22 protein-coding genes are annotated in these 23,981 nt (G+C 68.7%); 13 read left to right on the forward strand and 9 right to left on the reverse strand.

Annotated elements, in window-relative coordinates:
• Positions 1–14: 14 nt before the first annotated feature.
• From JL100_RS05645 to JL100_RS05655, 3 genes are all read left to right on the forward strand, one after another.
• On the forward strand, positions 15–443 hold the full coding sequence (locus JL100_RS05645) for an NAD(P) transhydrogenase subunit alpha (RefSeq protein ID WP_202682096.1): 429 nt from the start codon (positions 15–17) through the stop codon (positions 441–443).
• Between the two features lie 18 nt (positions 444–461).
• Positions 462–1,862: an NAD(P)(+) transhydrogenase (Re/Si-specific) subunit beta gene (locus tag JL100_RS05650; protein WP_202682095.1), complete on the forward strand. Its 1,401-nt coding sequence runs from the start codon at positions 462–464 to the stop codon at positions 1,860–1,862.
• 147 nt (positions 1,863–2,009) lie between these two features.
• The gene (locus tag JL100_RS05655) at positions 2,010–4,262 is read left to right on the forward strand and encodes a putative bifunctional diguanylate cyclase/phosphodiesterase (RefSeq protein WP_202682094.1); all 2,253 of its coding nucleotides are present in this window, start codon (positions 2,010–2,012) and stop codon (positions 4,260–4,262) included.
• Positions 4,263–4,501: 239 nt separating this feature from the next.
• Here JL100_RS05655 and rpsU read toward each other — a convergent pair whose 3' ends face one another.
• Complete coding sequence (gene rpsU / locus JL100_RS05660) at positions 4,502–4,705, reverse strand: 30S ribosomal protein S21 (RefSeq protein WP_012974546.1); 204 nt, start codon at positions 4,703–4,705, stop codon at positions 4,502–4,504.
• Positions 4,706–4,896: 191 nt separating this feature from the next.
• On the opposite strand from rpsU, the gene def reads away from it, so the two are divergent.
• Together def and JL100_RS05670 are read left to right on the forward strand one after the other, a co-directional pair.
• A complete protein-coding gene (gene def, locus JL100_RS05665; protein WP_202682093.1) occupies positions 4,897–5,505 on the forward strand; it encodes a peptide deformylase in 609 nt (202 codons plus the stop codon).
• Positions 5,502–6,188, forward strand: a complete 687-nt coding sequence (locus JL100_RS05670) for a COQ9 family protein (RefSeq protein ID WP_228421090.1) — start codon at positions 5,502–5,504, stop codon at positions 6,186–6,188. Before def ends, JL100_RS05670 begins: the two co-directional genes overlap by 4 nt.
• 3 nt (positions 6,189–6,191) lie before the next feature.
• On the opposite strand, the gene JL100_RS05675 is transcribed toward JL100_RS05670, so the two are convergent.
• Positions 6,192–7,136, reverse strand: a complete 945-nt coding sequence (locus JL100_RS05675) for an NAD-dependent epimerase/dehydratase family protein (RefSeq protein ID WP_202682091.1) — start codon at positions 7,134–7,136, stop codon at positions 6,192–6,194.
• Positions 7,137–7,339: 203 nt separating this feature from the next.
• Between JL100_RS05675 and JL100_RS05680 the strand changes: the two genes are divergently transcribed.
• Positions 7,340–7,621, forward strand: a complete 282-nt coding sequence (locus tag JL100_RS05680; protein ID WP_202682090.1) for a hypothetical protein — start codon at positions 7,340–7,342, stop codon at positions 7,619–7,621.
• Here JL100_RS05680 and JL100_RS05685 read toward each other — a convergent pair.
• The 7 genes from JL100_RS05685 to JL100_RS05715 form a co-directional block, all read right to left on the reverse strand.
• A complete protein-coding gene (locus JL100_RS05685; RefSeq protein ID WP_323378421.1) occupies positions 7,611–8,564 on the reverse strand; it encodes a 3-hydroxyacyl-CoA dehydrogenase in 954 nt (317 codons plus the stop codon). The genes JL100_RS05680 and JL100_RS05685 overlap by 11 nt on opposite strands.
• Positions 8,565–8,810: 246 nt before the next feature.
• Entirely contained in the window at positions 8,811–9,752 is a 942-nt protein-coding gene (locus tag JL100_RS05690; protein ID WP_202682089.1) for a hydroxyacid dehydrogenase, read from the reverse strand.
• A 252-nt stretch (positions 9,753–10,004) separates the two neighbouring features.
• Positions 10,005–10,481, reverse strand: a complete 477-nt coding sequence (locus tag JL100_RS05695; RefSeq protein ID WP_202682088.1) for a hypothetical protein — start codon at positions 10,479–10,481, stop codon at positions 10,005–10,007.
• A 55-nt stretch (positions 10,482–10,536) separates the two neighbouring features.
• Positions 10,537–11,331 carry an anti-sigma factor family protein gene (locus JL100_RS05700; protein ID WP_202682087.1) on the reverse strand — a complete coding sequence of 265 codons (795 nt, stop codon included), beginning with the start codon at positions 11,329–11,331 and terminating at the stop codon, positions 10,537–10,539.
• Positions 11,328–11,855: a sigma-70 family RNA polymerase sigma factor gene (locus tag JL100_RS05705; RefSeq protein WP_202682086.1), complete on the reverse strand. Its 528-nt coding sequence runs from the start codon at positions 11,853–11,855 to the stop codon at positions 11,328–11,330. The genes JL100_RS05700 and JL100_RS05705 overlap by 4 nt, the downstream gene beginning before the upstream one ends.
• Before the next feature lie 16 nt (positions 11,856–11,871).
• The gene (gene rpoH, locus JL100_RS05710) at positions 11,872–12,741 is read right to left on the reverse strand and encodes an RNA polymerase sigma factor RpoH (protein WP_202682085.1); all 870 of its coding nucleotides are present in this window, start codon (positions 12,739–12,741) and stop codon (positions 11,872–11,874) included.
• Between the two features lie 121 nt (positions 12,742–12,862).
• A complete protein-coding gene (locus tag JL100_RS05715; protein ID WP_228421091.1) occupies positions 12,863–13,375 on the reverse strand; it encodes a hypothetical protein in 513 nt (170 codons plus the stop codon).
• A gap of 419 nt (positions 13,376–13,794) precedes the next feature.
• Between JL100_RS05715 and ileS the strand changes: the two genes are divergently transcribed.
• The 7 genes from ileS to JL100_RS05750 all read left to right on the forward strand — a co-directional run bounded on the left by ileS (position 13,795) and on the right by JL100_RS05750 (position 23,981).
• Positions 13,795–16,641 carry an isoleucine--tRNA ligase gene (gene ileS, locus JL100_RS05720; RefSeq protein ID WP_202682083.1) on the forward strand — a complete coding sequence of 949 codons (2,847 nt, stop codon included), beginning with the start codon at positions 13,795–13,797 and terminating at the stop codon, positions 16,639–16,641.
• Positions 16,638–17,195 carry a signal peptidase II gene (gene lspA / locus JL100_RS05725; RefSeq protein WP_228421092.1) on the forward strand — a complete coding sequence of 186 codons (558 nt, stop codon included), beginning with the start codon at positions 16,638–16,640 and terminating at the stop codon, positions 17,193–17,195. Before ileS ends, lspA begins: the two co-directional genes overlap by 4 nt.
• A 33-nt stretch (positions 17,196–17,228) precedes the next feature.
• Positions 17,229–17,858 (forward strand): DUF3035 domain-containing protein, encoded by a 630-nt coding sequence (locus tag JL100_RS05730; RefSeq protein WP_202682082.1) that lies wholly within the window; start codon positions 17,229–17,231, stop codon positions 17,856–17,858.
• A 96-nt stretch (positions 17,859–17,954) separates the two neighbouring features.
• On the forward strand, positions 17,955–19,475 hold the full coding sequence (locus tag JL100_RS05735) for a M16 family metallopeptidase (RefSeq protein ID WP_228421093.1): 1,521 nt from the start codon (positions 17,955–17,957) through the stop codon (positions 19,473–19,475).
• Entirely contained in the window at positions 19,472–20,827 is a 1,356-nt protein-coding gene (locus JL100_RS05740) for a M16 family metallopeptidase (RefSeq protein ID WP_228421094.1), read from the forward strand. Before JL100_RS05735 ends, JL100_RS05740 begins: the two co-directional genes overlap by 4 nt.
• Positions 20,828–20,969: 142 nt before the next feature.
• On the forward strand, positions 20,970–22,616 hold the full coding sequence (gene pgi, locus JL100_RS05745) for a glucose-6-phosphate isomerase (protein ID WP_202682081.1): 1,647 nt from the start codon (positions 20,970–20,972) through the stop codon (positions 22,614–22,616).
• A gap of 72 nt (positions 22,617–22,688) precedes the next feature.
• Positions 22,689–23,981, forward strand: a complete 1,293-nt coding sequence (locus JL100_RS05750; protein WP_202682080.1) for a pentapeptide repeat-containing protein — start codon at positions 22,689–22,691, stop codon at positions 23,979–23,981.

Raw genomic sequence — 23,981 nt, forward strand, 5'->3', positions numbered from 1 at the left:
GGGGAACACAGCCGATGACAAGCCAGGAACTGGCCCAGCAGGTCACCAACCTGCAGCAGGCACTGCGATCACTCACCATCGAAGCCGACCGGCTCGCCGCCGAGACGTCCCGCCTGGCGGCCGGCGCCGTCGAGCAGGCTCCGGCGGACCACAGCTTCTTCATCACCGGCCTGACGGTCTTCGCGCTGGCGTGCTTCGTGGGCTACTACGTGGTCTGGCGGGTGACGCCGGCGCTGCACTCGCCGCTGATGAGCGTCACCAACGCGGTATCCTCCGTGATCATCGTCGGCGCGCTGATCGCGACCGGCAGCACGGCCGGCTTCACCTTCTCCACGATGCTTGGCTTCCTCGCCGTCATCCTGGCCTCGGTCAACATCTTCGGCGGCTTCATTGTCACCCAGCGCATGCTGGCGATGTACAAGAAGAAGCAGAAGAAGGCATAAAGGGAGCCCTGAACCAACATGGCCACATTAGCCCCGCTGGCATACCTCGTCGCCGCCATCTGCTTCATCATGGCGCTGCGCGGCCTCTCCAGCCCCGAGACCTCCCGCCAGGGCAATAATTTCGGCATCGTCGGCATGGTGATCGCGATCGTCACCACGCTGATGCTGCCGGGGCTGATCTCCGGCCTGTCGATCACCCTGATCCTGGTCGGGCTGGCGATCGGCGGCACCGCCGGCACCATCATCGCCCGCCGGATCGAGATGACGGCCCTGCCGCAGCTGGTCGCGGCCTTCCACAGCCTCGTCGGCCTCGCCGCCGTGTTCGTCGCGATCGCGGCGTTCTACGCGCCGGAGGCCTACGGCATCGGCACCTCGGGTGCCATCCGCACCGGCAGCCTGATCGAGATGGCACTGGGCGTCGCGATCGGCGCGATCACCTTCACCGGCTCGCTGGTCGCCTTCGCCAAGCTCCAGGGCCTGGTCAGCGGCAAGCCGCTGGTCTTCAACATGCAGCACATGCTGAATGCCGGCATCGGCATCGTGCTGGTGCTGTGCATCGTCTGGCTGTGCGTGACCAACTCCACCGTGGCGCTCTGGATCATCGTGCTGCTGGCGCTGGCGCTCGGCTTCCTGCTGATCCTCCCCATCGGCGGCGCCGACATGCCGGTGGTGGTGTCGATGCTGAACAGCTACTCCGGCTGGGCTGCGGCCGGCATCGGCTTCACGCTGGAGAACAACCTGCTGATCATCACCGGCGCGCTGGTCGGGTCTTCCGGCGCCATCCTGTCCTACATCATGTGCAAGGGCATGAACCGGTCGATCTTCAACGTCATCCTGGGCGGCTTCGGCGGCGACAGCGCGGCGGCTGCGGCCGGCGGCCCTGCCGGCGACCGGGCGGTCAAGGCGGGCTCGGCGGAGGACGCCGCCTTCATCATGAAGAACGCCTCCTCGGTCATCATCGTGCCGGGCTACGGCATGGCGGTGGCGCAGGCCCAGCACGCGCTCCGCGAGATGGGCGACATGCTGAAGCACGAGGGCGTCGAGGTCCGCTACGCGATCCATCCCGTCGCCGGCCGCATGCCCGGCCACATGAACGTGTTGCTGGCCGAGGCCAACGTGCCCTACGACGAGGTCTTCGAGCTGGAGGAGATCAACCGCGACTTCGGCCAGGCCGACGTGGCCTTCGTGATCGGTGCCAACGACGTGACCAACCCGGCCGCCAAGACCGACCCGACCTCGCCGATCTACGGCATGCCGATCCTGGACGTGGAGAAGGCAAAGACCGTTCTGTTCATCAAGCGGTCGATGGCCGCGGGGTACGCCGGCGTCGAGAACGAACTCTTCTTCCGCCCCAACACCATGATGCTGTTCGGCGACGCCAAGAAAGTTACCGAAGAGGTCCTGAAGGCCCTGGACTAAGCTGTCCGGCGTCTTCAAGGATAGATCAAAAGGCGGTGGCGCCGCGGGGCGCCACCGCCTTTTTCATGCCTGTCGTTCGACTTGCGCACCGGCTCGATCGGCGTGATATAGTTTTCTCCTGACGGCGGCCCGAGAGGGGAAAACACGATGCTCGCCTCTCTCCAGGACGCCGTGGATCGGCGCAACGCGATCCTTCAGGCGATCGCCCACGGCGCCGCCGCGATGGTGGCCCTTCCGGACTGGCGGGCCGGGATCGATGATCTGCTCGGCCGGCTCGCCGCCGCCGCCGGCGTCAGCCGGGTCTATCTGTTCGAGGTCCACGAGGTAGCGGGGCAGGGGCTGGCGCAGACCTGCCGGCACGACTGGGCGGCCCCGGGGCTGGCGCCCCTGGTCGGCGATCCGCGCAATACCGACGAGAAGCTGGTCGGCACCGACCCGACGCTGACGGACTGGACCGAGCGCCGCCGGCGCGGCGAGCTGATCCAGGGACTGACCCGCGACCTGTCCGGATACCTGCGGGAGGACTTCGAGTACCAGCGCATCCTTTCCTTCGTTTCGGTCCCGATCCTGTTGGACGGCGTCTGGTGGGGGCATCTCGGCTTCGACGACTGCGAGAGCGAGCGGGTCTGGTCCGAGCTTGAGCTGGACGTGCTGAAGACGGCCGCCGCCCTGATCGCCGGCGCGGTCGAGCGCAGCCGGGCCGCCGGCGTCCTGCGCACCAGCGAGGCGCTGAAGAGCGCGATGCTCGACACCGCGCTGGACTGCGTCATCACGATCGACGACGGCGGGCGGGTGGTGGAGTTCAACCGGGCGGCGGAACGCACCTTCGGCTGGCGCCGCGAAGCGGTGATCGGGCGGTCGCTCGCCGAGGTGATCGTCCCGCCGGAAATGCGCGGTCCCCATGAGACCGGGCTCGGCCGCTATCTGGCGTCGGGGGAGACCCGAGTCCTCGGCTCCAGGATCGAGGTCGAGGGCCTGCGGTCCGACGGCAGCCGGATGCCGCTGGAACTGGCGATCACCGAGGTGGCGACGGCGGAGGGCCGGTTCTTCACGGCCTATCTGCGCGACATCACCGAGCGCCGGCAGGCCCGCGCCCGGCTGGAACGCATGGCCTATTTCGATGCCGTGACGGGCCTGCCCAACCGCGCCCAGCTGCTGAAGCGGGTGGCGGAGCGTCAGGCGGCGTCCGAGTCGCCCTGGATCGTCGCGGTGGAGCTGACGCGCTTCGGCAGCCTCAAGATCAGCCTGGGCACCGCCTTCGCCGACACGCTCCTGCGCGCCCTGACCTCCCGGCTCGGGGAGCGCCTGGGCGACGACGCCCTGCTGGCCCGCACCGGCGACCGGCAGCTGGCCGTCCTGGGGACCGCCGCCGGCGGGGCCGAGGAAGAAACCGCCCGCCGGTTGGGCCAAGCGCTCTACGAGCCGTTCCACCTGGATGGCAGGACGGTTTTCATGACGGCGAGCTACGGCATCGCCGCCGGCCAGGTCGAGCCCGAGGCGCTTCTGCGCAACGCCGAGGTGGCCTGCGAGCGCGCGGTCGAGGCGGGCGGCGGGACCTGCTTGTATGACGAGACCATGCACGCAGCGCAGCTGGACCGGTTGAGCCTTGAAACCGACCTGCGCCGCGCGATCGATGCCGGCGACCAGATCTGGGTCGCCTACCAGCCGATCGTGGCGTTGCGGGAAGGCCGCCTCGCCGGGTTCGAGGCGCTGGTGCGCTGGGACCACCCGACCCGCGGCAGGGTGTCGCCCGGGGTCTTCATCCCGATCGCCGAGGTCACGGGGCTGATCGTGCCGCTTGGCCGGCTGGTCCTGCACAGGGCCTGCCACCAGATGGTGCGCTGGACGGCGATGCGGGGGCAGGGCGCCGAGCCGCTGTTCATGAGCATCAACCTCTCCGCCCGGCAGCTCGGCGACCGCGACCTGCTGGATACCGTGGCGGAGGCGCTGGCGGAAAGCGGCGTCGATCCCGCCCAGATCAAGCTGGAGCTGACCGAGACCGCGGCCATGAGCCAAGCCGGGGAGATGATCGGCGTTCTCTGGCAGCTCAAGGCGCTGGGATTGCGGCTGTCGATCGACGATTTCGGCACCGGCTACTCGTCGCTCAGCTATCTCCACCGGTTTCCGGTCGATTCGCTGAAGGTCGACCAGTCCTTCGTCGCGGCGATGTGCCGGTCGACCGAGAGCCGGGACATGGTCCGGATCATCGTCGACCTCGCCCATCTGCTGAAGCTTGAGGTCATCGCCGAGGGCATCGAGACGGCGGAGGACGCGAAGCTGCTGTCCGACATGGCCTGCGGCTTCGGCCAGGGCTATCTGTTCAGCGCCCCGCTGCCGCCGCAGGAGGCGGCCGGCTGGATCGCGCCCGGAAGTGCCGAGCGGGAGATATCGCTGACCTGATCAATCGTAGGTCGGCCTTCGCCCGTCAGGGCGAACGCCGACACCCTGCGTCAACGTTCCGGCCACGCTGTCGGCGTCGGCCTTCGGCCAAGGCCGACCTACAAGACTACGAGAATCTACAGCCGCGTCCGATCGCCGTAGATCACCAAAGCCGAAAACCGCCACCGGACGGTGCCGGGGCGGTTTTTGCAAGCTTGGCCTGGAATCCGCGGTCTCGACGGGCGCGGACCGTCAGTCGATCAATAGCCTTCACGCTCCATGCGCTTGCGCAGCAGCTTGCGGGTGCGGCGAACGGCCTCCGCCTTCTCACGCGCACGCTTCTCCGAGGGCTTCTCGTAGTTGCGCCGCAGCTTCATTTCACGGAAAATCCCTTCGCGCTGCATCTTCTTCTTCAGCGCGCGCAGGGCCTGATCGACGTTGTTGTCACGAACCAGCACTTGCACGGTTTGGTGTCTCTCCAACAGTTGAATTCAAACGCACGATGCGCAAAAGGCACCCGTCCGACTTTGGTCGCGGGTTCTAGCATGCCGGGGAGCCCTTTCTCAAGGACTAAACGGTTGCCGACCGCATCCGTTCCGTCAAACCGGTGCGGCGCGGGCTTTGCTTCCGCAGCTTATACACCCATACTGGGGCCATGGCTATTCTGAAGATCGCCCGCATGGGCCATCCCGTCCTGCGCCGGGTCGCCGATCCCGTCGAGGACCCGTCCGACCCGGAAATCCGGCGGCTGATCGCCGACATGGCGGAGACCATGGCCGACGCGTCGGGCGCCGGGCTGGCGGCACCGCAGGTCCATGTGCCGAAAAGGGTCATCCTGTTCATCGTGCCCGGCGAGCGCGCGACCCTGGAGGGGGAGGAGGACCGGCCGCGCGGGCTGTCGGTACTGATCAACCCCGTGATCGAGCCGGTCGGCACCGGGATGGTGCCGGGGTGGGAAGGCTGCCTGTCGATACCCGGCCTGCGCGGCATCGTGCCGCGCCACGCCCACATCCGCTACCGCGGGCTGGATGCCGAGGGCCGGCCGGTGGAACGCGAGGCCAGGGGATTCCATGCCCGCGTCGTCCAGCACGAGCTGGACCATCTCGACGGCGTGCTCTACCTGGACCGGATGCCCGACCTCGCCCTGCTGACCTTCAACGAGGAAATCCGCTACTTTCCCGACGACCTGTCGGAGTTGGCTTTGCGAGGCCGCGACGCCACATCCTTTAACCAAACCAACGATGGGAACGGGACCCAGGAATGAACGGGGCTGGAATGGAAGAAGACGGGTTCGATCTCGACCGGATCAAGGACGAAATCCTCGAAGCGATGCTGCCCAACGTCATTTTCGATGGCTGGACAAACCAGTCCCTGCGCGACGCGGTAGCACTGACCGGTCATGACGGCGGCACGGCGCAGCTGGCCTTTCCCGGCGGCATCCCGCAGATCGTCGAGCATTTCAGCGGCTGGGCCGACCGCAGGATGCTGGAGGAGCTGGACAGGCACGACCTTGCCGCCATGAAGGTGCGCGACCGCATCACCCTGGCGGTCCGGGCGCGGCTGGAGATCCTGGCGCCCCACGAGGAGGCGGTCCGGCGCGCGCTGACCTTCCTGGCCCTGCCGCAGAACGCGGGGCTGGGGGGCAGGATCGTCTATCGCACGGTCGACGCCATGTGGTACGCGGCGGGCGACACCTCGACGGACCACAACTACTATACCAAGCGCGCCCTGCTGGCCGCCGTCCTGACCTCGACCACACTCTACTGGCTCAACGACCAGTCGGACGGCAAGGCGGAAACCTGGGCCTTCCTGGACCGGCGGATCGCCGACGTCATGCGGGTCGGGCGGACCACCGGCAAGGTCTCGGGCATCGGAAACATGCTCGCCAACCTGCCGTCACCCTTCCGGTTCGCCCGGAACGTGCGCCGCCGGGCGTCCGGCTACTGACGCCTACTCGGCCGCGATACCGCGGGAGACCGCCGCCAGGGTTTCCCGCAACCCCTCCGCGACGGGGGTGTCGGCGGTAAAGCCGAAGGCTTGCGCCGCCCGGCGCGGATCGCCCAGGGACTCGCGGATGTCCCCGGCGCGGGCGGGGCCGTGGATGATGCGCGGCTCGACCCCGCCGATGCGCGAGATGATCCGCGCCAGTTCCAGCACCGTGGTCGGCCGGCCGGTGCAGACATTGTAGACGGCGCTGCCCTGCGGCTTGCCGTCCATCGCGGCCACCAGGTGCCTGACCACGTCCGAGACATAGACGAAGTCGCGGGTCTGGCCGCCGTCGCCGTTCACGGTGATCTCCCGGCGTCCGGCCACGCGGTCGGCGAAGATCGCTATCACCCCGGAATAGGGCGATTTCGGGTCCTGGCGCGGCCCGTAGACATTGAAGAAGCGGAAACCCGTGGACGGCACGCCATGGACCCGCCACGCCACCCGGCCGTGAAGCTCGCAGCCCAGCTTGTCCGCGCCATAGGCCGACAAAGGCGCGGTCGCCGCGGTCTCGGCCAGCGGCATGTCGGGGGTGTCGCCATAGACCGCCGCCGACGAGGCGTAGACGACCGGGACGGGACCGCGCGGGTTGCAGGCCCGGGCGGCGTCGAACACGGCGACGGTGCCGGTCAGGTTGATCCGGTGGGTGCCCAGCCAATCCTCGTTGCCGCGCTGTACCGATGCGACGGCCGCCAGGTGGAAGCATCCGTCCACGCCGGCCATGGCCCGGGACACCGCCGCGGCGTCCGCCACGTCCCCGACCATCAACTCGACGCCCGGCGGCAGGTTGGACCGTCGCCCCGTGGACAGATCGTCGAGCACCCGCACGCGGTCGCCGCGCGCGACCAGAGCGTCCGCCAGATGCGAGCCGATGAAGCCGCAACCACCGGTAACCAGCCAGAAAGCCATGGAATTCCCCAGAACATACGGACCGGGGGAAAACGATCGTCATGGCGCCGGGTTGCCTCGGCTGCCGCCGTGCAGAAGCATTGCTTCGAAAGGACGCTCCTCCCGGCAAAGCGGCAGCCATCCGGCCGCCGGCGGGTTATAAGGGGACGAAAGCCCCACCCGCCGCCCCATCCGTTGCCCTATCTGCCGGAGGAGAGATCATCGTGGAAGAAACGAAAATCACGGCCGCCCTGCCGACCGCGACCGTCGAGATGACGGTCCGCGAGCATCGGGACGACGGATCGGAAGTGATGACCATCAGCATACGCGCCACCCCGTCGTTCCGGTCGGTCGGCGACGCGTTCCGGCCGGCGGCCCTGATGTGGGCCAACCCGGTCGGGCTGTGGATGCGGATGGCCGCGCTCGCATGGCAGCCCTGGCTAGACCTGGCCGGAAGCGCCGCCGCCCCCCGGCTGCCGAAGCCTGACGGCCCCGCTACTCGGTGATGGCCTTGCCGGCCTGGGCCTTGTGCGCGGCCAGGGCCATCAGCCGGCGGTCGCGCCAGTCCTGCCGCGCCTGGAGCCGGTCTTCCGACAGCAGCAGGCGGCGCTGCCGCTCGATCCGGCCGGTGGTGTTCTCGTCCCAGGCCCGCGGCTCCGCCTGGCTCTGCGCCAGTTCGTAATACATCTGCCCGTAGCGCGCGATGTAATCGACGATGCCGCCCGGCGCGTTCAGGTCGATCGTCTCGAACGGGCCCATGAAGGACCAGCGCAGGCCCAGGCCTTCGCGGATGGTCTTGTCCACGTCCTCGACCGTGACCACGCCGTCCTGGACCAGCTTGAACGCCTCGTTCAGCAGCGCTCCCTGGAGCCGGTTCAGCACGAATCCTGGGATCTCGCGCGTGGTGCGGATCGGCTCCTGCCCGAGGGCCGTCATCAGCGCCTGGGTCCGCAGGACCACCTCCTCGTCGGTCCAGGGGGCGGGGATCAGCTCGACCAGGGGGATCAGGTAGGTGGGATTTACGGGATGGGCCACGAGGCATCTCGCGCGGCCCGCCAGATGCTCGGTGAAGCTGGAAGCCGGCAGCCCCGACGAGGAACTGGCGATCGCCGCCTCGGGCTCGGCCAGGCGATCCAGTTCCGAGAACAGCGCGCGCTTCACGGCAACCTGTTCGACGACGCATTCCTGCACGTGGCTGGCTCCGCCGACCGCCTCCGCCAGGTCGGAACTCGGTTCGATCCGCTCCAGCAGCCGGTCCGGCTCGACCGCGATCAGGCCGAAATTGAACAGGTCGCGCAAATTGCCTTCGATGACCTTCATCGCCAGGGGCAGGGCTTCGGGATTGCTGTCGAAAAGGGCGACCCGGCGATTGGCGCGGGCGCAGACGATCGCCCAGCCGCGTCCCACCAGTCCGGCGCCGACAACGGCGATCTTGTCCACCATGGCCATGGGGTTTCTCCACTTTCTTCGGTATCTAGCGGATCAATGACAGGAACCTCTTTCCCGCGCCGGAAGGGACCGGGAAGAGCGTCTGGCTGCGCGACCCTAGGCCCTCGAACAACCCGAATCGAGTCCGAAACGATTTATATCTCATATATTTCGTTTCTACTTTGAAATGAAGTTGAGAGTAGTCGTCGAGACTGCTTCCCTGGCCTGATCCGGTGCGCGTCGCCCTGGCGAAGCGCCCTGCCGAGGTCAGGCGACGCGGTGTCGCGGCGCACCGCCTGCCAGCACGGCGGCGACGTCCGAGACGACGTCCATGCCCATCCGCTCCATCGACTCCGCGGTGGCGGCCCCGATATGCGGCGTGGCGACGAAGTTGGGCAGGGACAGCAGGGGATGGTCGCGGGGCGGCGGTTCCACCACGAAGACATCCGTGGCGGCGCCGGCGAGGGTGCCGCCGGCGAGCGCGTCGCGCAGCGCCGCCTCGTCCACGATGCCGCCGCGCGACAGGTTCAGGACCATGGCCTCCGGACGCATCAGGGCCAGCCGGCGCGCGTCGATCAGCTTTTCGGTGTCTCGGCTGAGAGGAATGTGCAGGGTCAGCACGTCGACGCGGGGCAGCAGCTCCTCCAGGGTGGCGCAACGCTCGGCGCCGGCTTCCCGGAAGGCATCCTCGGCCGCGAACGGATCATATGCCAGGATCGGGGCGCCGAATGCCGATCTGAACAAGGCTGCGGTGCGCCGTCCGATGCTGCCCAGGCCGACCACCCCGACGGTCCTGCCGGTCAGCTCGATCCCCCGGGGCGGCGGACCGGCCAGACTGCCGTCCCGCAGCATCCGATCCAATTGGGCGATCCGGCGCGCCACGGAAAGCGCCAGGCCGACCGAGAGTTCGGCCACCGCGTTGGCATTGGCCCCGGGGGTGCTGATCACCACCACGCCGCGTTCGCGGGCGGCGTCCAGATCGATGTTGTCGACGCCGACGCCGTGCTTGCCGATCACCTTCAGCCGGAGAGCCGCCGCGATCAGCTCGCGCGGGATCTTGCCGGTCCGGACGATCAGGCCGTCCGCATCCTCGTGCCACCGCGTCCGGGCGGGGTCGTCCGCGTCGATCACGTCGCAACTTTGTCTCAGGGTCGCGACCGCGCTCGACGCGATCGGTTCCAGCACATAGACGAGAGGGCGTTCCACCATGTCAGTTTCGCATACCTGTCTTCTTCGCCCGGCCGTCGGCGTGCCCGCTGCGGACACCCTTTCGCGCCAAGCCCCATCGACGTCGTGGCTACCGCCGCCGGTCACCCCGGGGTAGACCGAAGGTAACACTCTGCTGACGCGGAGGTTCATGCCTGTCCGGCAAGCCTTTCCAAGCCAGCGCGACAAGTATGGCAGACTGCGGAAAAATCCATTGAAAAGGGACCGACTCCGGCGGGCATCGACCGGATTCCCCTACCGAATCTCTTTTTCGAGGTAACTCCCCTCGATACGGGCGACGACGCTGAACTCGTGGACGGCGCGGTCGCGCCGGTAGCGGACCGTCTTCAACTTGCCGTCGCGGCACCTCAGGTCTATGCGGTGCGGCACCAGTCCCGCCTCGCCGAAGGTGCGCGGCAGTTCCAATACGTCGCCGATCCTGACGACCCCGGCGCCCTGACCGTCCGCCACCCCGGCGGAGCGGAACCGCAGCGTCACGGCGCCGCCCGCGCCCGGCAGGTCGATCGGGCCGAAGCTGACCGGCGGCGCACGGTCTCCCTCCTCCAGGAGTTCCAGCGGGATCTCGACGTTGGCGGTGCCGAAGCCGCGGCAACCCGCCAGGGTGACGGCGACCGGCTGGGCGGAATGGAGATAGGCCGACAGGAAATAGGCCGCGGTGCCCGTCACCGCTCCCAGCGTTACGAGCAAGGCCGCCGCCATCCCGCGGCTCATGCCGCGTCCGGCAAACCTGCGCATCGGACCGGGCCGCCCGCGGAAGGCCGGGCGCTCAATAATAGTGGTCCCGGTACTCCCTGTCCCGCATCAGTTGGCCGACGATGGCCTGCAGCTGGGTTTCGCTCGTGTCGGCGACGATGACGTAGCTCTGCTCGCCGTTGCTCCAGTAGCCGACCCGGACTCCTCCGACCTCCGCCATGTGCAGTCCGTCGGCGGGGCCGTCGTCGCGCGGCGACAGGCAGATGGTCAGCCGATGACCTTCCCTGTCCTCATAGACGAGGCCGGCCAGGGGATGCTCCAGGCCCCCCATCACCCGGCCGCCGACCAGCTTCAGGCCGATCGGCGACAGTTCGGGGATATCGACCTGCTCGCCGAGGCGGGCCGAGAGCAGCCGGGCGAGGTCGGCGCCCGTCGGGCTCGCGGTTCCGACCTGCGGAACGGGGCCTTCGGCGAAGACCAGGTGGGCGCCGGTGGCCTCGACCACATAGGTCGGCAGGCGGTCCGCGATCACGTTGTGATACAGCTCGTTGGTAGTCCAGCCCGCCGCGACGAGCGCCACGATCGCCGCCGCCTGCCGGAGCCACAGCAGGGGCCGCCGCCGGCCCAGGGACCGCTGCAGGCGGGTGCCGAGCTCGTCGGCCAGCTCCCGGGTATGCTCGGGATCGGAGTCGTGAGCCGTCTCCGCGGCCCCGATCGCCGTCAGGAGCTTCTGTTCGGCATAATCGTGCAGCCGCCTCCGGGCATCCGGGTCGGACTCGAGCCATGCCAGCACGACGGCCTCCTGCTCCGCGGCCAACTGGCCGTCGAGGAACGCATGAAGGTCATTCTCGTCGATTTCGATCGTCATTCCGACCCCCCGACCAGGCGAAGCTTCGGCCGCCTGGCCTGATTGAGCATGGAGCGCAGTGCCGCGCGGCCTCGGCCGAGCCGCGACATGAACGTGCCGATCGGGACGCCCAGGCGCTTGGCCGCCTCCTCGTATTTCAACTCTTCCGTGGCGATCAGGGTCACGGCCCGGCGCTGGTCCTCCGGCAGCCGGGACAGCGCGGCCATGACGTCCTTCACCTCCAGGTGGCGGTGCTGGGCAGGCTCCGTCACGGCCTCCAGGCCGGCGGTCTCGGCGTCGGCCTTGACCGCGTTCTCCAGCGTCCGGCGCCGCAGGCCGCTGACATGGACATTGTGCAGGATACGGAACAGCCACACGCGCAGGTCCGCATCCGGCCGGAAGGTATCGGCCCCGGCGATCGCCTTCGAGAGGCATTCCTGCACCAGATCCTCCGCCTCGTCCGTATTGCGGGTGAGCGCGATGGCGTAGCGGCGCAGGCTGGCGATATGGGTCGCCATCTCCTCCTTCAGCTTGCCGTGGGGCATGGTGGTCGCCGTCCCGTCAGGCCATGGCCAGGGAGGGCATGCGCCGTCCGCCGGTCATCATGCGCTGAAGCTTCTCGACCGCCCGCGCCTCGATCTGGCGCACCCGCTCGCGGCTGATGCCGAACTGGCGCGACAGATCCTCCAGGGTCAGCGGCTCCTCGGCAAGCCGGCGGGCCGCCAGGATGGAGCGCTCGCGCTCCTGCAACTGTTCCATGGCCCGCTTCAACTGCTTCCTCCTGCGATCCATTTCCTGGCGCTGGGCCAGCAGTTCCTCCTGCGTCTCCGACGGGTCGACCAGCCAGTCCTGGGCCTGGCCGTCCTCCATGCCGGGCAGCGGCAGGTTGAGCGACTGGTCGGGGCCGGCCAACCGGCCGTTCATGCCGGTCACGTCGGCGACCGGCACCTTCAGGGTTTCGGCGAGCTGCCGGGCCTCCTCGGGGCTCAGGTCGCCTTCCTGCAGCAGGTTCATGGCGCTCTTCGCCCGGCGCAGGCTGAAGAACAGCTTTTTCTCCGCCCCGGTGGTGCCCATCCTTACCATCGACCAGGACCGCAGGATATATTCCTGCATCGCCGCCCGGATCCACCACAGGGCGTAGGTGGTGAAGCGGTATCCCCTGTCCGGGTCGAAGCCGTTCAGCGCCTGGACCATGCCCATGTTGCCTTCGGCGATCATGTCGGTCATGGGCAGGCCGTAGCCGGAATAGCCGCGGGCGACCTTCGCGACCAGGCGGAGATGGCTGCCGATCAGGCGTTCGGCCGCGTCCGGGCAGCGACGGTCACGCCAGGCCCGCGCAAGTTCCTGCTCCTCGGCCGCCTCGAGCATCGGATACTCGCGAATCCTGGAGAGATAACGCGTCAGATCCGTCCGGCTTGGCGAAGGCTGCATCCAAGTGCTCCCGTGTTCTCTGAATGTTTTCTGGTTGATCGGTTCGATCGGCTGCGTTTTGTCCAATTACGCGGGGGTCCCGGTTTTCATCCCGATTTTTCCAGTCATTTCGCGGCCCCGGTCATTTCGCGGCGTAGTGCGAATCCGGGCCTGCGTCCGCGCCCTCGGCGACCATGGTCCGGACGACGGGAAAATCCTTGGTCCTGCCGCTCCTGCTGACGTACTGCACATGCGCGACGACGTCGTTCCGGCAGTGCAGCAGGATGCGGCGGGGCGGGTCTTCGGGATCGCCGATCCGGACCGGCAGGTGGATCACGTCGTTCACCCGGCTGACGGTAGGCCCGTCCCCCCGGGCATCGGCGCTGAACCGCAGCCGAACCACGTCGGAGGTTCCCTGGTGGCGGAACGGCCCGAGCCAGACCGGCACCCTGTGGGCGTTGCCGGACTCCAGGGACGCCTGCGTGACGTCGAACAGCGGGGCGGGCAGGGAGAAGCTGACCGTCTGCTTCGGAAGTCCGCAGGCGATCTGCGCCACCTCGACCGGCTGCGGGGCCGACCGGCCCGCCAGGAACCCGGCTCCCGCCGGCACGAGCAAGGCGGCCGCCGCGATCGCGACGACCCGCCCCCTCTTCAAAGTCCACCACTTCTCCCGCCGCACCGCGCTCTCCCAAGGCCACCAGCCCGTTTCGCGACGATTACGCGGGATGAAGCGGTTTAATCCGGGGAGCGGGCGTGTCGGCGATTTATTCTTCGATCCGCGGCAAAGGCAACGGGAGCCGCGGCGCCGCCTTGACCCCCGGCCTCCGCCTGCCTAAACTCCCGGCATCATGTTGGGCTTGACGCATATGGCCGCCCCGCGGCCCCGGCGAATTAGCAACCCGGTCCTCCGCTGAGGGCCGGGCATTCCGCCTATTGACGGCGCCATCCAAACGTCGCTTCCCCGCCGCCACGGCTGGACGCGGGAGCCTCCGCGATGCTATCGCTTTTCCCTGATTTCACCCGACGACCTGCCGGTGCCTGCACCGGCCTGCCTTCGGCTGCCTGGACCCGATCATGACCCGCGACTATAAATCGACCGTTTTCCTGCCCCGCACCGATTTTCCCATGCGCGCCGGCCTGCCCGCGAAGGAGCCCGAGCTGCTGCGGCGCTGGGCGGAGCAGGGACTCCATGACAAGCTGCGCGACCTGTCTGCCGGCCGGGAGAAATTCATCCTCCACGACGGCCCGCCCTATGCCAACGGCAACATCCATGTCGGGCACGCGGTCAACAAGATCCTGAAGGACGTGGTCAGCCGGTCTCAGCAGATGCTCGGCAAGGACTCTGTCTATGTGCCGGGCTGGGACTGCCACGGCCTGCCGATCGAGTGGAAGATCGAGGAGAAGTACCGCGCCGCCGGGCAGGACAAGGACGAGGTTCCGATCCTCCAGTTCCGGGCGGAGTGCCGGCAGTTCGCCCAGGAATGGGTCGATATCCAGGCCGAGGAGTTCCAGCGGCTCGGCGTGATGGGCGACTGGTCGCACCCCTACATGACCATGACCTTCCCGGCCGAGGCGACGATCGTCCGGGAGATCCACAAGTTCCTGATGAACGGCGGGCTCTACAAGGGCGCCAAGCCGGTCATGTGGTCGGTGGTCGAGAAGACCGCCCTGGCCGAGGCGGAGGTCGAGTACCACGACCATACCTCCACCACGGTCTGGGTGCGGTTCCCGGTCTCAGCCCCCGCCACGCCGGAACTGGACGACGCCTCGGTCGTGATCTGGACCACCACGCCCTGGACGCTGCCGGGCAACCGCGCGATCGGCTACGGCCCCGACATGGAGTACGGCGTGTTCAAGGTGGCCGCCGTGGCCGAGGGCAGCGGCGCCAGGGTCGGGGAGCGGCTGGTGGTCGCCACCGCGCTGGCCGGCGACCTCGCCAAGACGGCCGGCATCACCGAATGGCGCCAGCTCTACACTCTCCCCGGCGCCCGGCTGGCCGACACCCGCTGCGCCCATCCGCTGCACGGCCAGGGCTACGATTTCCCGGTGCCGCTGCTGCCGGGCGACTTCGTCACGGCCGACGCCGGCACCGGCTTCGTCCATATCGCCCCCGGCCACGGCGAGGACGACTTCAACCTGGGCCGCAGGCACGGCATCCAGGTGCCGCAGACGGTGGACGACGACGGCTCCTACTATCCGCACGTGCCGCTGTTCGCCGGCAAGCGGGTCTACACCCCCGCGGGCAAGCCGGGCGACGCCAACGGCGCCGTGATCTCGGCCATCGCCCATGCCGGCGGCCTGCTGGCCAAAGGCAAGCTGGTCCACAGCTATCCCCATTCCTGGCGGTCGAAGGCGCCGCTGATCTTCCGCACCACGCCCCAGTGGTTCATCTCCATGGAGACGAACGAACTGAGGCAGGTGGCGCTGAAGGCGATCGACGACACCCGCTGGGTGCCGCCCCAGGGGCGCAACCGCATCGCGTCGATGATCGAGAACCGGCCGGACTGGTGCATCAGCCGCCAGCGCGCCTGGGGCGTGCCGATCGCGCTGTTCATCGACAGGAAGACCGGCGAGCCGTTGAAGGACCAGGCCGTCCTTGACCGCATCGCCGATACCTTCCAGACGGAGGGCTCTGACGCCTGGTTCGCCCGGGACCCGCAATTCTTCCTGGGCGATGCCTACGCGGCGGCCGACTACGACCAGGTGTTCGACATCGTGGACGTCTGGTTCGAGTCCGGCTCGACCCACAGCTTCGTGCTGGAGGCGCGGCCCGACCTGCAATGGCCGGCGTCGCTCTACCTGGAAGGCTCGGACCAGCATCGCGGATGGTTCCACTCCTCCCTGCTGGAAAGCTGCGGCACCCGCGGCCGGGCGCCCTACGACGCGGTGCTGACCCACGGCTTCGTGCTCGACGAGCAGGGCCGCAAGATGTCGAAGTCGCTGAAGAACGTCACCGCCCCGCAGGAGGTCGTGGACAAGTACGGCGCCGACATCCTGCGCCTGTGGGTCGTCGGCTCCGACTATTCGGAAGACCTGCGCATCGGGCCGGAGATCCTGAAGTCCCAGGCCGACCTGTACCGGCGCCTGCGCAACACGCTGCGCTACCTGCTGGGGGCGCTCGCCGACTTCTCGGAGGAGGAGCGGATCAACGTGTCCGAGATGCCGGAGCTGGAGCGCTGGGTGCTCCACCGGCTGACCGAGCTGGACGGGACAGTCCGCCAGGGCATCCACGACTACGACTTCCACAGCCTGTTCACCGCGCTGCATAACTTCTGCGCGGTTGACCTGTCGGCCTTCTACTTCGACGTGCGGAAGGACAGCCTCTACTGCGACCGGCCCGATTCGGTCCGGCGGCGGTCGGTGCGGACGGTCCTGGACCAGCTTTTCTCGTGCCTGACCGCGTGGCTTGCCCCGGTCCTGTGCTTCACCACGGAGGAGGCTTGGCTCAGCCGCCACGGCGGCGACGGCCCGTTGCCGAGCGTCCATCTGCGTACCTTCGTCGACATCCCCCCGGAATGGTCGTCGCCCGAGCTGGCGGAGAAGTGGGAAACGGTCCGCGACGTCCGCCGCGTCGTCACGGGCGCCCTGGAACTGGAGCGGGCGAACAAGCGCATCGGCTCCTCGCTGCAGTCGGCTCCGGTCGTGACGGTGACGCCGGAGCTGCACGCGGCGCTGGAAGGCATCGACCTGGCCGAGGTCGCGATCACGTCGGCGATCCGCGTCGTCGACGGCCCGGTGCCCGACGGCGCCTTCACGCTGGAGGACGTGCCGGGCGTCGGGGTCGTCCCCGAACCGGCCGACGGCGACAAGTGCGAGCGCTGCTGGAAGGTGCTGCCCGAGGTGGGGACCGATGCCGCCCATCCGTCCCTGTGCCACCGTTGCGCCGACGCCGTCGAGCACATGCCGGAGGCGGCGGAATGACCGACCAGACCCGCGGCGAGGCCGGCCGGATGGCGCGTCCCCGATCGATGATCCGTCTCGGCCTCATCATCGCCGTTTTCGTGATGATCCTGGACCAGGCGTCGAAGTGGTGGATGCTCGAGATCGTGGGAATGGCACGCGATCCCCGCGTGATCGAGGTCACCTCCTACTTCAATCTGGTCATGGCATGGAACAGGGGTGTAAGTTTCAGCCTGTTCTGGCATGAGGCGGAGTTCATGCCCTATGTGCTATCGGCGGTTGCGCTGGGCATCGTGGGCTTTCTCCTGTCCTGGCTGCGCCGGGCGGACCGCCCGTTCCTCGCCGTGTGCATCGGCATGGTGATCGGCGGTGCGATCGGCAACGTGATCGACCGGTTGCGGTTCGGCGCGGTGGCGGACTTCCTGGACTTCCATGTCCTGGAATACCACTGGCCGGCGTTCAACGTGGCCGACATGGGAATATCGGTCGGCGTCATCCTGATCGTGCTCGACAGCCTGTTCGGAGGCGGTCGGGACGGAACCGGGCCGGAGACGGACGATCGGGACCGGGCCTGAAGACAACACGAGCTGGATAAAGAGAAAACGGCAATGGACGTGATCAGCACCACTTACCCCCGTCACAACCCGCCCGTCTGCGACCGGCCGGGCCGGCGGCCCATAACACCGCTGGTCTGTCTGGCGCTGGGCGCCCTGGTGCTTTCCGGATGCAGCGGCGCGCGCCAGACCTTCGGCCTGGACCGGGCGCCGCCCGACGAATTCAGCGTGGTGACGCGTGCCCCGCTCGCCGTCCCGCCCGAATACCGGCTGCGCCCGCCCCAGCCGGGAGCTCCCCGCCCGCAGGAGGCGGAGACCCGCCAGCAGGCGGCCTCGGCGGTGTTCGGCTCGGCGCCGGAAACCCGCCAGCAGGCGGCGGCGAACAGCCCCGCCGCCACCACCGGGGAGGCGGCGCTGCTGGCTCAGGCCGGTGCCGTCGATGTCCAGCCGGGCATCCGCTCGACGGTGAACCGGGAATCGGTCACGCTCGCGGCGCAGGACAAGCGGTTCATCGACAGCCTGCTGTTCTGGCAGACTCCCGACGCGCCGGGGACCGTCGTCAATGCCCAGCAGGAGCAGCAGCGCCTGCGCGAGAACGCGGCGCTGGGCAAGCCGGTGACGGAAGGGGCCACGCCGATCATCGAGCGCCGGCGCAAGGCGCCGCTCGAAGGCTTGTTCAATTAGCCCTCCGCGCCCAGCTACTTGTCTGTCCGACTGGGACCCGCGGCATGCCGCGCGCGGGTTTCCGTCCTGCATTGGCCTTTCCAGTGAGGTGTTGCCGTGGCCGAACCGTCGCGCAGGCTGATCGCCGCGCCCGTTCTCGCATCCCTGCTGCTGTTCGGAGCCTGGGGGCCGTCCCTGGCCCAGGAGCCGCCGAGGCCCGCCGAGCCGGTCCCGGCCGCCGCCCCCGAGCCCGAGGCCCGCAAGGGGGTCTTCTTCCCCGAGAGCTTCATGCTCGACAACGGCATGCAGGTGGTCGTGGTGACCAACCAGCGGGTGCCGGTGATCACCCACATGGTCTGGTACAAGGTCGGCGCCGCCGACGAGGAGACCGGGAAGGGCGGCATCGCCCATTTCCTCGAACACCTGATGTTCAAGGCGACCGACGAGCTGAAGCCCGGCGAGTTCAGCCGGATCGTCGCCCGCAACGGCGGCCGCGACAACGCCTTCACCTCCTGGGACTACACCGCCTATTTTCAGAACGTCGCGGCGGACCGGCTTGAACTGGTCATGCGGATGGAGGCGGACCGCATGGCCGACCTCCGCCTGACCGACGAGACCGTCCTGCCGGAGCGCGACGTGGTGCTGGAGGAGCGCCGCCAGCGGACCGAGAACGAGCCGGGCGACAAGCTGTCCGAACTGGTCCAGGCCTCGCTGTTCGTCCACCACCCCTACGGCACGCCGATCATCGGCTGGGCGAACGAGATCGCCGGGCTGACCCGCGACGACGCCAACCAGTTCTACCACACCTGGTACGCGCCCAATAACGCCGTCCTGGTGGTCGCCGGCGACGTGACCGTCGATCAGGTCCGCCCGCTCGCCGAGAAATATTTCGGGCCGATCGCGCCGCGACCCGTTCCGGCCCGCGTCCGGGTCGAGGAGCCGCCCTTCGCGGCGGAGCGCCGCGTCATCCTGCGCGACGCCGAGGTGCGCCAGCCGAGCCTGCGCCGCCTGTACCACGCGCCCAGCTACAACAGGGGCGAGACGGCCCATGCCTATCCCCTCCAGGTGCTGAGCGAGATCGTCGGCGGCGGGGCCACCAGCCGGCTCTACCGGTCGCTGGTGGTGGAGCAGCGCCTCGCGACCTCGGCCGGCACCGGCTACTCGCCGGACGCCTTCGACACCTCCGTCTTCGGCGCCTATGTCAGCCCCAACTCGGGTGTCGACATGGACAAGCTGGAGGCGGCGCTGGTCGAGCAGCTGGAGAAGGTCGTCAGGGACGGCGTCACGGCGGAGGAGGTCGCGACGGCCAAGACCCGGCTGGAGCGCGAGGCGATCTTCGCCCGCGACAGCCTGCGCGGCCCGGCGATGAGCTTCGGCGTGGCGCTCGCCACCGGCCGCACGGTCGAGGACGTCGAGGCCTGGCCGGAACGGATCGCTTCCGTCACGGTCGAGCAGGTCAACGAAGCCGCCCGCGCGGTGCTGGGGCAGGCCAACCCCGTCACCGGGCTGCTGCTGCCGGCCCCGGTCCGGGAGGCGGCCGCCCAGCCCGAGCGGACCGGGCCGGCAGCCGGTCCGTCCCAGTCTAACAGTTCAGGGGCCAATAATTCGGGCCCCAACAGTTCGGGAATGATCCGATGATGCGCCGCCTTTCGATGCCGGCCTTCCTGTCCGTCCTCCTCCTCGCTATAGCCTGCTTCGCCTCGGACGCCCGGGCGATCGACATCAAGCGGGTGGTCAGCCCCGGCGGCATCGAGGCGTGGCTGGTCCAGGACAGCAAGATCCCGCTGCTCGCCATCAAGTTCGCCTTCGACGGCGGGGTCGAGACCGATCCGGCCGGCAAGGAAGGGCTGGCGAACCTCGCGTCCACCCTGCTGGACGAGGGGGCCGGACCCTATGACAGCCAGGAGTTCCAGCGGCGGCTGGCCGACAATTCCATCTCGATCAGCTTCACCGCCACGGTGGACGGCTTCTACAGCGGGGTCGAGACGCTGGTGGAGACCCAGGAGGAGGCCTTCGAGCTGGCCCGGCTGGCCCTGACCGAGCCCCGGTTCGACAAGGAGGCGGTGGAGCGGATGCGCAGCGGCGTGCTCGCCCAGATCCGCCGGGAGCAGGGCGACCCCGACTTCCTGGCCCGCCGCGCCCTGTACGAGACGGCCTTCCCCGACCATCCCTACGGCAGGCGCGCCCGCGGCACGGCGGAGAGCGTCCAGTCGATCAAGCGGGACGATCTCCGCGCCTTCGTCCGCCAGCGCTTCGCCAAGGACAACCTGACCGTCGCCGTGACCGGCGACATCACGCCCGAGCAGCTCGGCCCGGTCCTGGACCGCATCTTCGGCGGCCTGCCGGAAAAGGCCGAGGTCAAGCCTCCGGCCGACACGGTGCCGAAGGGGGCGGGGGAGACCGTGCTGGTGCCGCGCCCCCTGCCGCAGACCGTCGTCCTGATGAGCCAGCCCGGCGTCAAGCGCAACGACCCCGACTGGTTCCCGGCCACCATCATCAACTATGTGCTGGGCGGCGGCAGCTTCAGCTCCCGCCTGATGGAGGAGATCCGCGAGAAGCGCGGGCTGACCTACGGCGTCTACAGCTATCTCGTGCCGTTCCAGCACGCGGCCCTGGTGATGGCCGGCGGCTCGACTGCCAACCAGAACGCCGGCACCATGGTCGACCTGATGAAGGAGGAATGGCGCAGGATGCAGGAGCAGGGCGTGACCCAGGAGGAGCTGGACAATGCCAAGACCTACCTGACCGGCTCGTTCCCGCTCCAGTTCACGTCGAGCGAGGCGGTCGCCGACGTGCTGCTCCAGGTCCAGCGCGACGGCCTCGGCATCGATTATCTCGACCGCCGGTCCGACCTGATCAACGCCGTCACCCTGGAGGACGTCAAGCGCGTCGCCGGGCGGCTGCTCGATCCGGCGGCGCTGCTGACGGTCGTGGTGGGCCGGCCGGAGGGGATCGAGCCGACCCGGACCAGGGACGACGTTCCGAGCTGACGGCATTCCAGGCGGGGCGCGGGTGCGATAGCATGATATGCGTACCCGCGCCGGAGATGCGCTGGCAAACGCGGGGCCGAAACGGCGTCTGCCGCGTTCATCCGGTGACCCTTGGATAGACCAACGAGAGGTAAACATCTCCATGTCCGCCCTGACCGACTCCCCCGCCTGGCAGGCCCTCGCGGCGCACCGCTCCCGGATGGAGGGCGTGCATATGCGCGACCTGTTCGCGAGCGATCCCGACCGGTTCGCCCGGTTCTCGGCGCGGCTGGACGGACCGGGAGGGGGGCTGACCCTGGACTACTCCAAGAACAGGGTCACGGAGGAGACCATGGGGCTCCTGTTCGACCTCGCGCGCCAGCAGGACGTGGCCGGTTGGCGCGACCGCATGTTCGCCGGGGAGCGGATCAATACTACCGAGGACCGGGCCGTCCTGCACACGGCGCTGCGCAACCGGTCCGACCGGCCGGTCCTGGTGGACGGGCGGGACGTGATGCCCGAGGTCAACGCCGTGCTGGCCCGGATGGGGCGATTCGCCCAGGCCGTCAGGGACGGCGCCTGGACCGGCCATGACGGCGGCCAGATCACCGACGTGGTGAATATCGGCATCGGCGGCTCGGACCTCGGCCCCTACATGGTCTGCGAGGCGCTGAAGCCCTACGCCCATCCCGACCTCCGGATGCATTTCGTCTCCAACGTGGACGGCACCCACATGGCGGAGACGCTGAAGAAGTGCCGGCCGGCCACCACCCTCTTCATCATCGCGTCCAAGACCTTCACCACCCAGGAGACCCTGGCCAACGCGCACACCGCGCGCTCCTGGTTCCTGGAGACGGTCGCGGACGAATCCGCGGTCGCCAAGCACTTCGTCGCGGTCTCGACCAACGCGGCGGAGGTCGCGAAGTTCGGCATCGACCCGGAAAACATGTTCGGCTTCTGGGACTGGGTCGGCGGGCGCTACAGCCTGTGGTCCGCGATCGGGCTGCCGATCGCCATATCCATCGGCATGGACGATTTCGAGGCGCTGCTGGCCGGCGCCCACGCTATGGACGAGCATTTCCGGAACGCCCCGCCGGAATCCAACCTGCCGCTCCTGCTCGGGCTGGTCGGCATCTGGAACGCCAACTTCCTCGGCGCCGACAGCTACGCGGTGCTGCCCTACGACCAGTACCTGCACCGCTTCCCGGCCTATCTCCAGCAGCTCGACATGGAGAGCAACGGCAAGTCGGTGGACCGCCAGGGCAACCGCGTCGATTACGCGACCGGGCCGATCCTGTTCGGGGAGCCCGGCACCAACGGCCAGCACGCCTTCTACCAGTTGATCCACCAGGGGACCCGCACGGTGCCGGCCGACTTCCTGGCGCCCGTCGAGACGCAGAACCCGGTCGGCAGGCACCATCCGATCCTGCTGTCCAACTTCCTGGCCCAGCCCGAGGCGCTGATGCGCGGCAAGACCGCCGAGGAGGTCCGCGCCGAACTCCAGGGAGCCGGCCTGATCGGCGACGCGCTGGAAGCCCTGGTGCCGCACAAGGTTTTCGAGGGCAATCGGCCGACCAACTCGATTCTGTTCCGGAGGCTCGATCCGCACACGCTCGGCATGCTGATCGCCCTTTACGAGCACAAGGTCTTCACCCAGGGCATCGTCTGGAACATCAATTCCTTCGACCAGTGGGGGGTCGAACTGGGCAAGCAGCTCGCCAAGGCGATCCTGCCGGAGCTTTCCGAGGCGTCGCCGCCCGCCGGCCATGATTCGTCCACATCGGCGCTGATCGAGGCATGCCGGGAGTAGCGCGGACCCGCCCGCGCACGCTATGCTGCTCTTGGTATTTCGAAGTAACCAATTCGGCGCGCGCAGGTTCTTATGTCCCAGTCCCGTCCTCTGACGCGGATCGATCAGGCACAGCTCGACAACATCGTCCGTCGGCACGAGATGTTCCGCAATGCCCGCATGGGCGGATCGCGGGCGACGCTGTCCTTCTTTGACCTGTCCGGACTGAGCTTGGCGGGGCGGGACCTGGCCCACGCCGACTTCGTCGGTTCCGCCCTGCGCGGGGCCAACCTGGCCGGCGCCCGCCTGGACTGCGCGGCGATGTTCGCCTGCGATCTCCGGCAGTCCAACCTGGAGAACGCCAGCCTGGTGAAGACCGACCTGCGCGGCGCCTGCCTGCGCGGCGCCGTGCTGATCGGCGCCAACCTGTTCGAAAGCGACCTGCGCGACGGCACCCTGGCGGAGACCGACCGGGGCGGCAATTTCAAGATCGTCCAGGTGGAGAGCCAGCCGACCGAGGCTTCCGGGGCGGACCTGAGCGGCGCCAATCTGACCAACGCGCGGCTGTCCGGCGCCATGGCGCTCCATACCGACTTCACCGACGCGGTCATGCGCGGCTGCAAGCTGGTCCGCGCGACCATGCGGGGCGCCAATTTCAGCGGCAGCAACCTGGAGGGGGCCGATCTCAGCGGCGCCGACCTGCGCGGCGCCTGCCTGCGCGGCGCCGTCCTGACGGGCGCGTCCATGACCATGACCGAGACCGCCGGCGCCGACATGGAGGACATGCTGACCGACCAGCCGGCCGGCCAGTCCGCCGACCAGCTCGGCAAGCCGCTGGACGAGCTGGCGCGCCTCCACACCCTCTGGATCGGCAGCGGCGGCGCCCAGGGCAGCAAGACCGACCTCAGCGGCTACGACCTGCGCGGCTGCCCCTCGCTGGCGCGCATGTGCCTGACCATGGTCGCGGCGGCCGGGACGACCTTCTACGGCATGAACCTGGAGGCGGTGCAGTTCCAGGCGGCCAACCTGGAGGGCAGCGATTTCCGGACCTGCAAGCTCGCCGGGGCGGATCTGCGCGGCGCCAACCTGAAGCGCGCGAAGCTCAACAATGCCGACCTCAGCGGCGCCAACCTCCGGCCGCTGATGCTGGACGAGAAGCGGGCGATGCGCTCCGACCTGGAGGGCGCCAAGCTGCGCTACGTCAACCTGAGCGGCGCCTGCCTGCGCGGGGTCAACTTCGCCGGCGCCGACCTGTCCTTCGCCAACCTGCTGGGCGCCGACATGACCAAGACCGATTTCCGGAACGCCAAGCTGTTCGGCGCCCGGGTCGAGCGCAGCGCCGTCCAGACCGCCAACCTGGAAGGCGTGGCCGGCCTCAAGCTGTGA

The organism is Skermanella mucosa (assembly GCF_016765655.2).
GTDB classification, from domain to species: Bacteria; Pseudomonadota; Alphaproteobacteria; order Azospirillales; family Azospirillaceae; genus Skermanella; species Skermanella mucosa.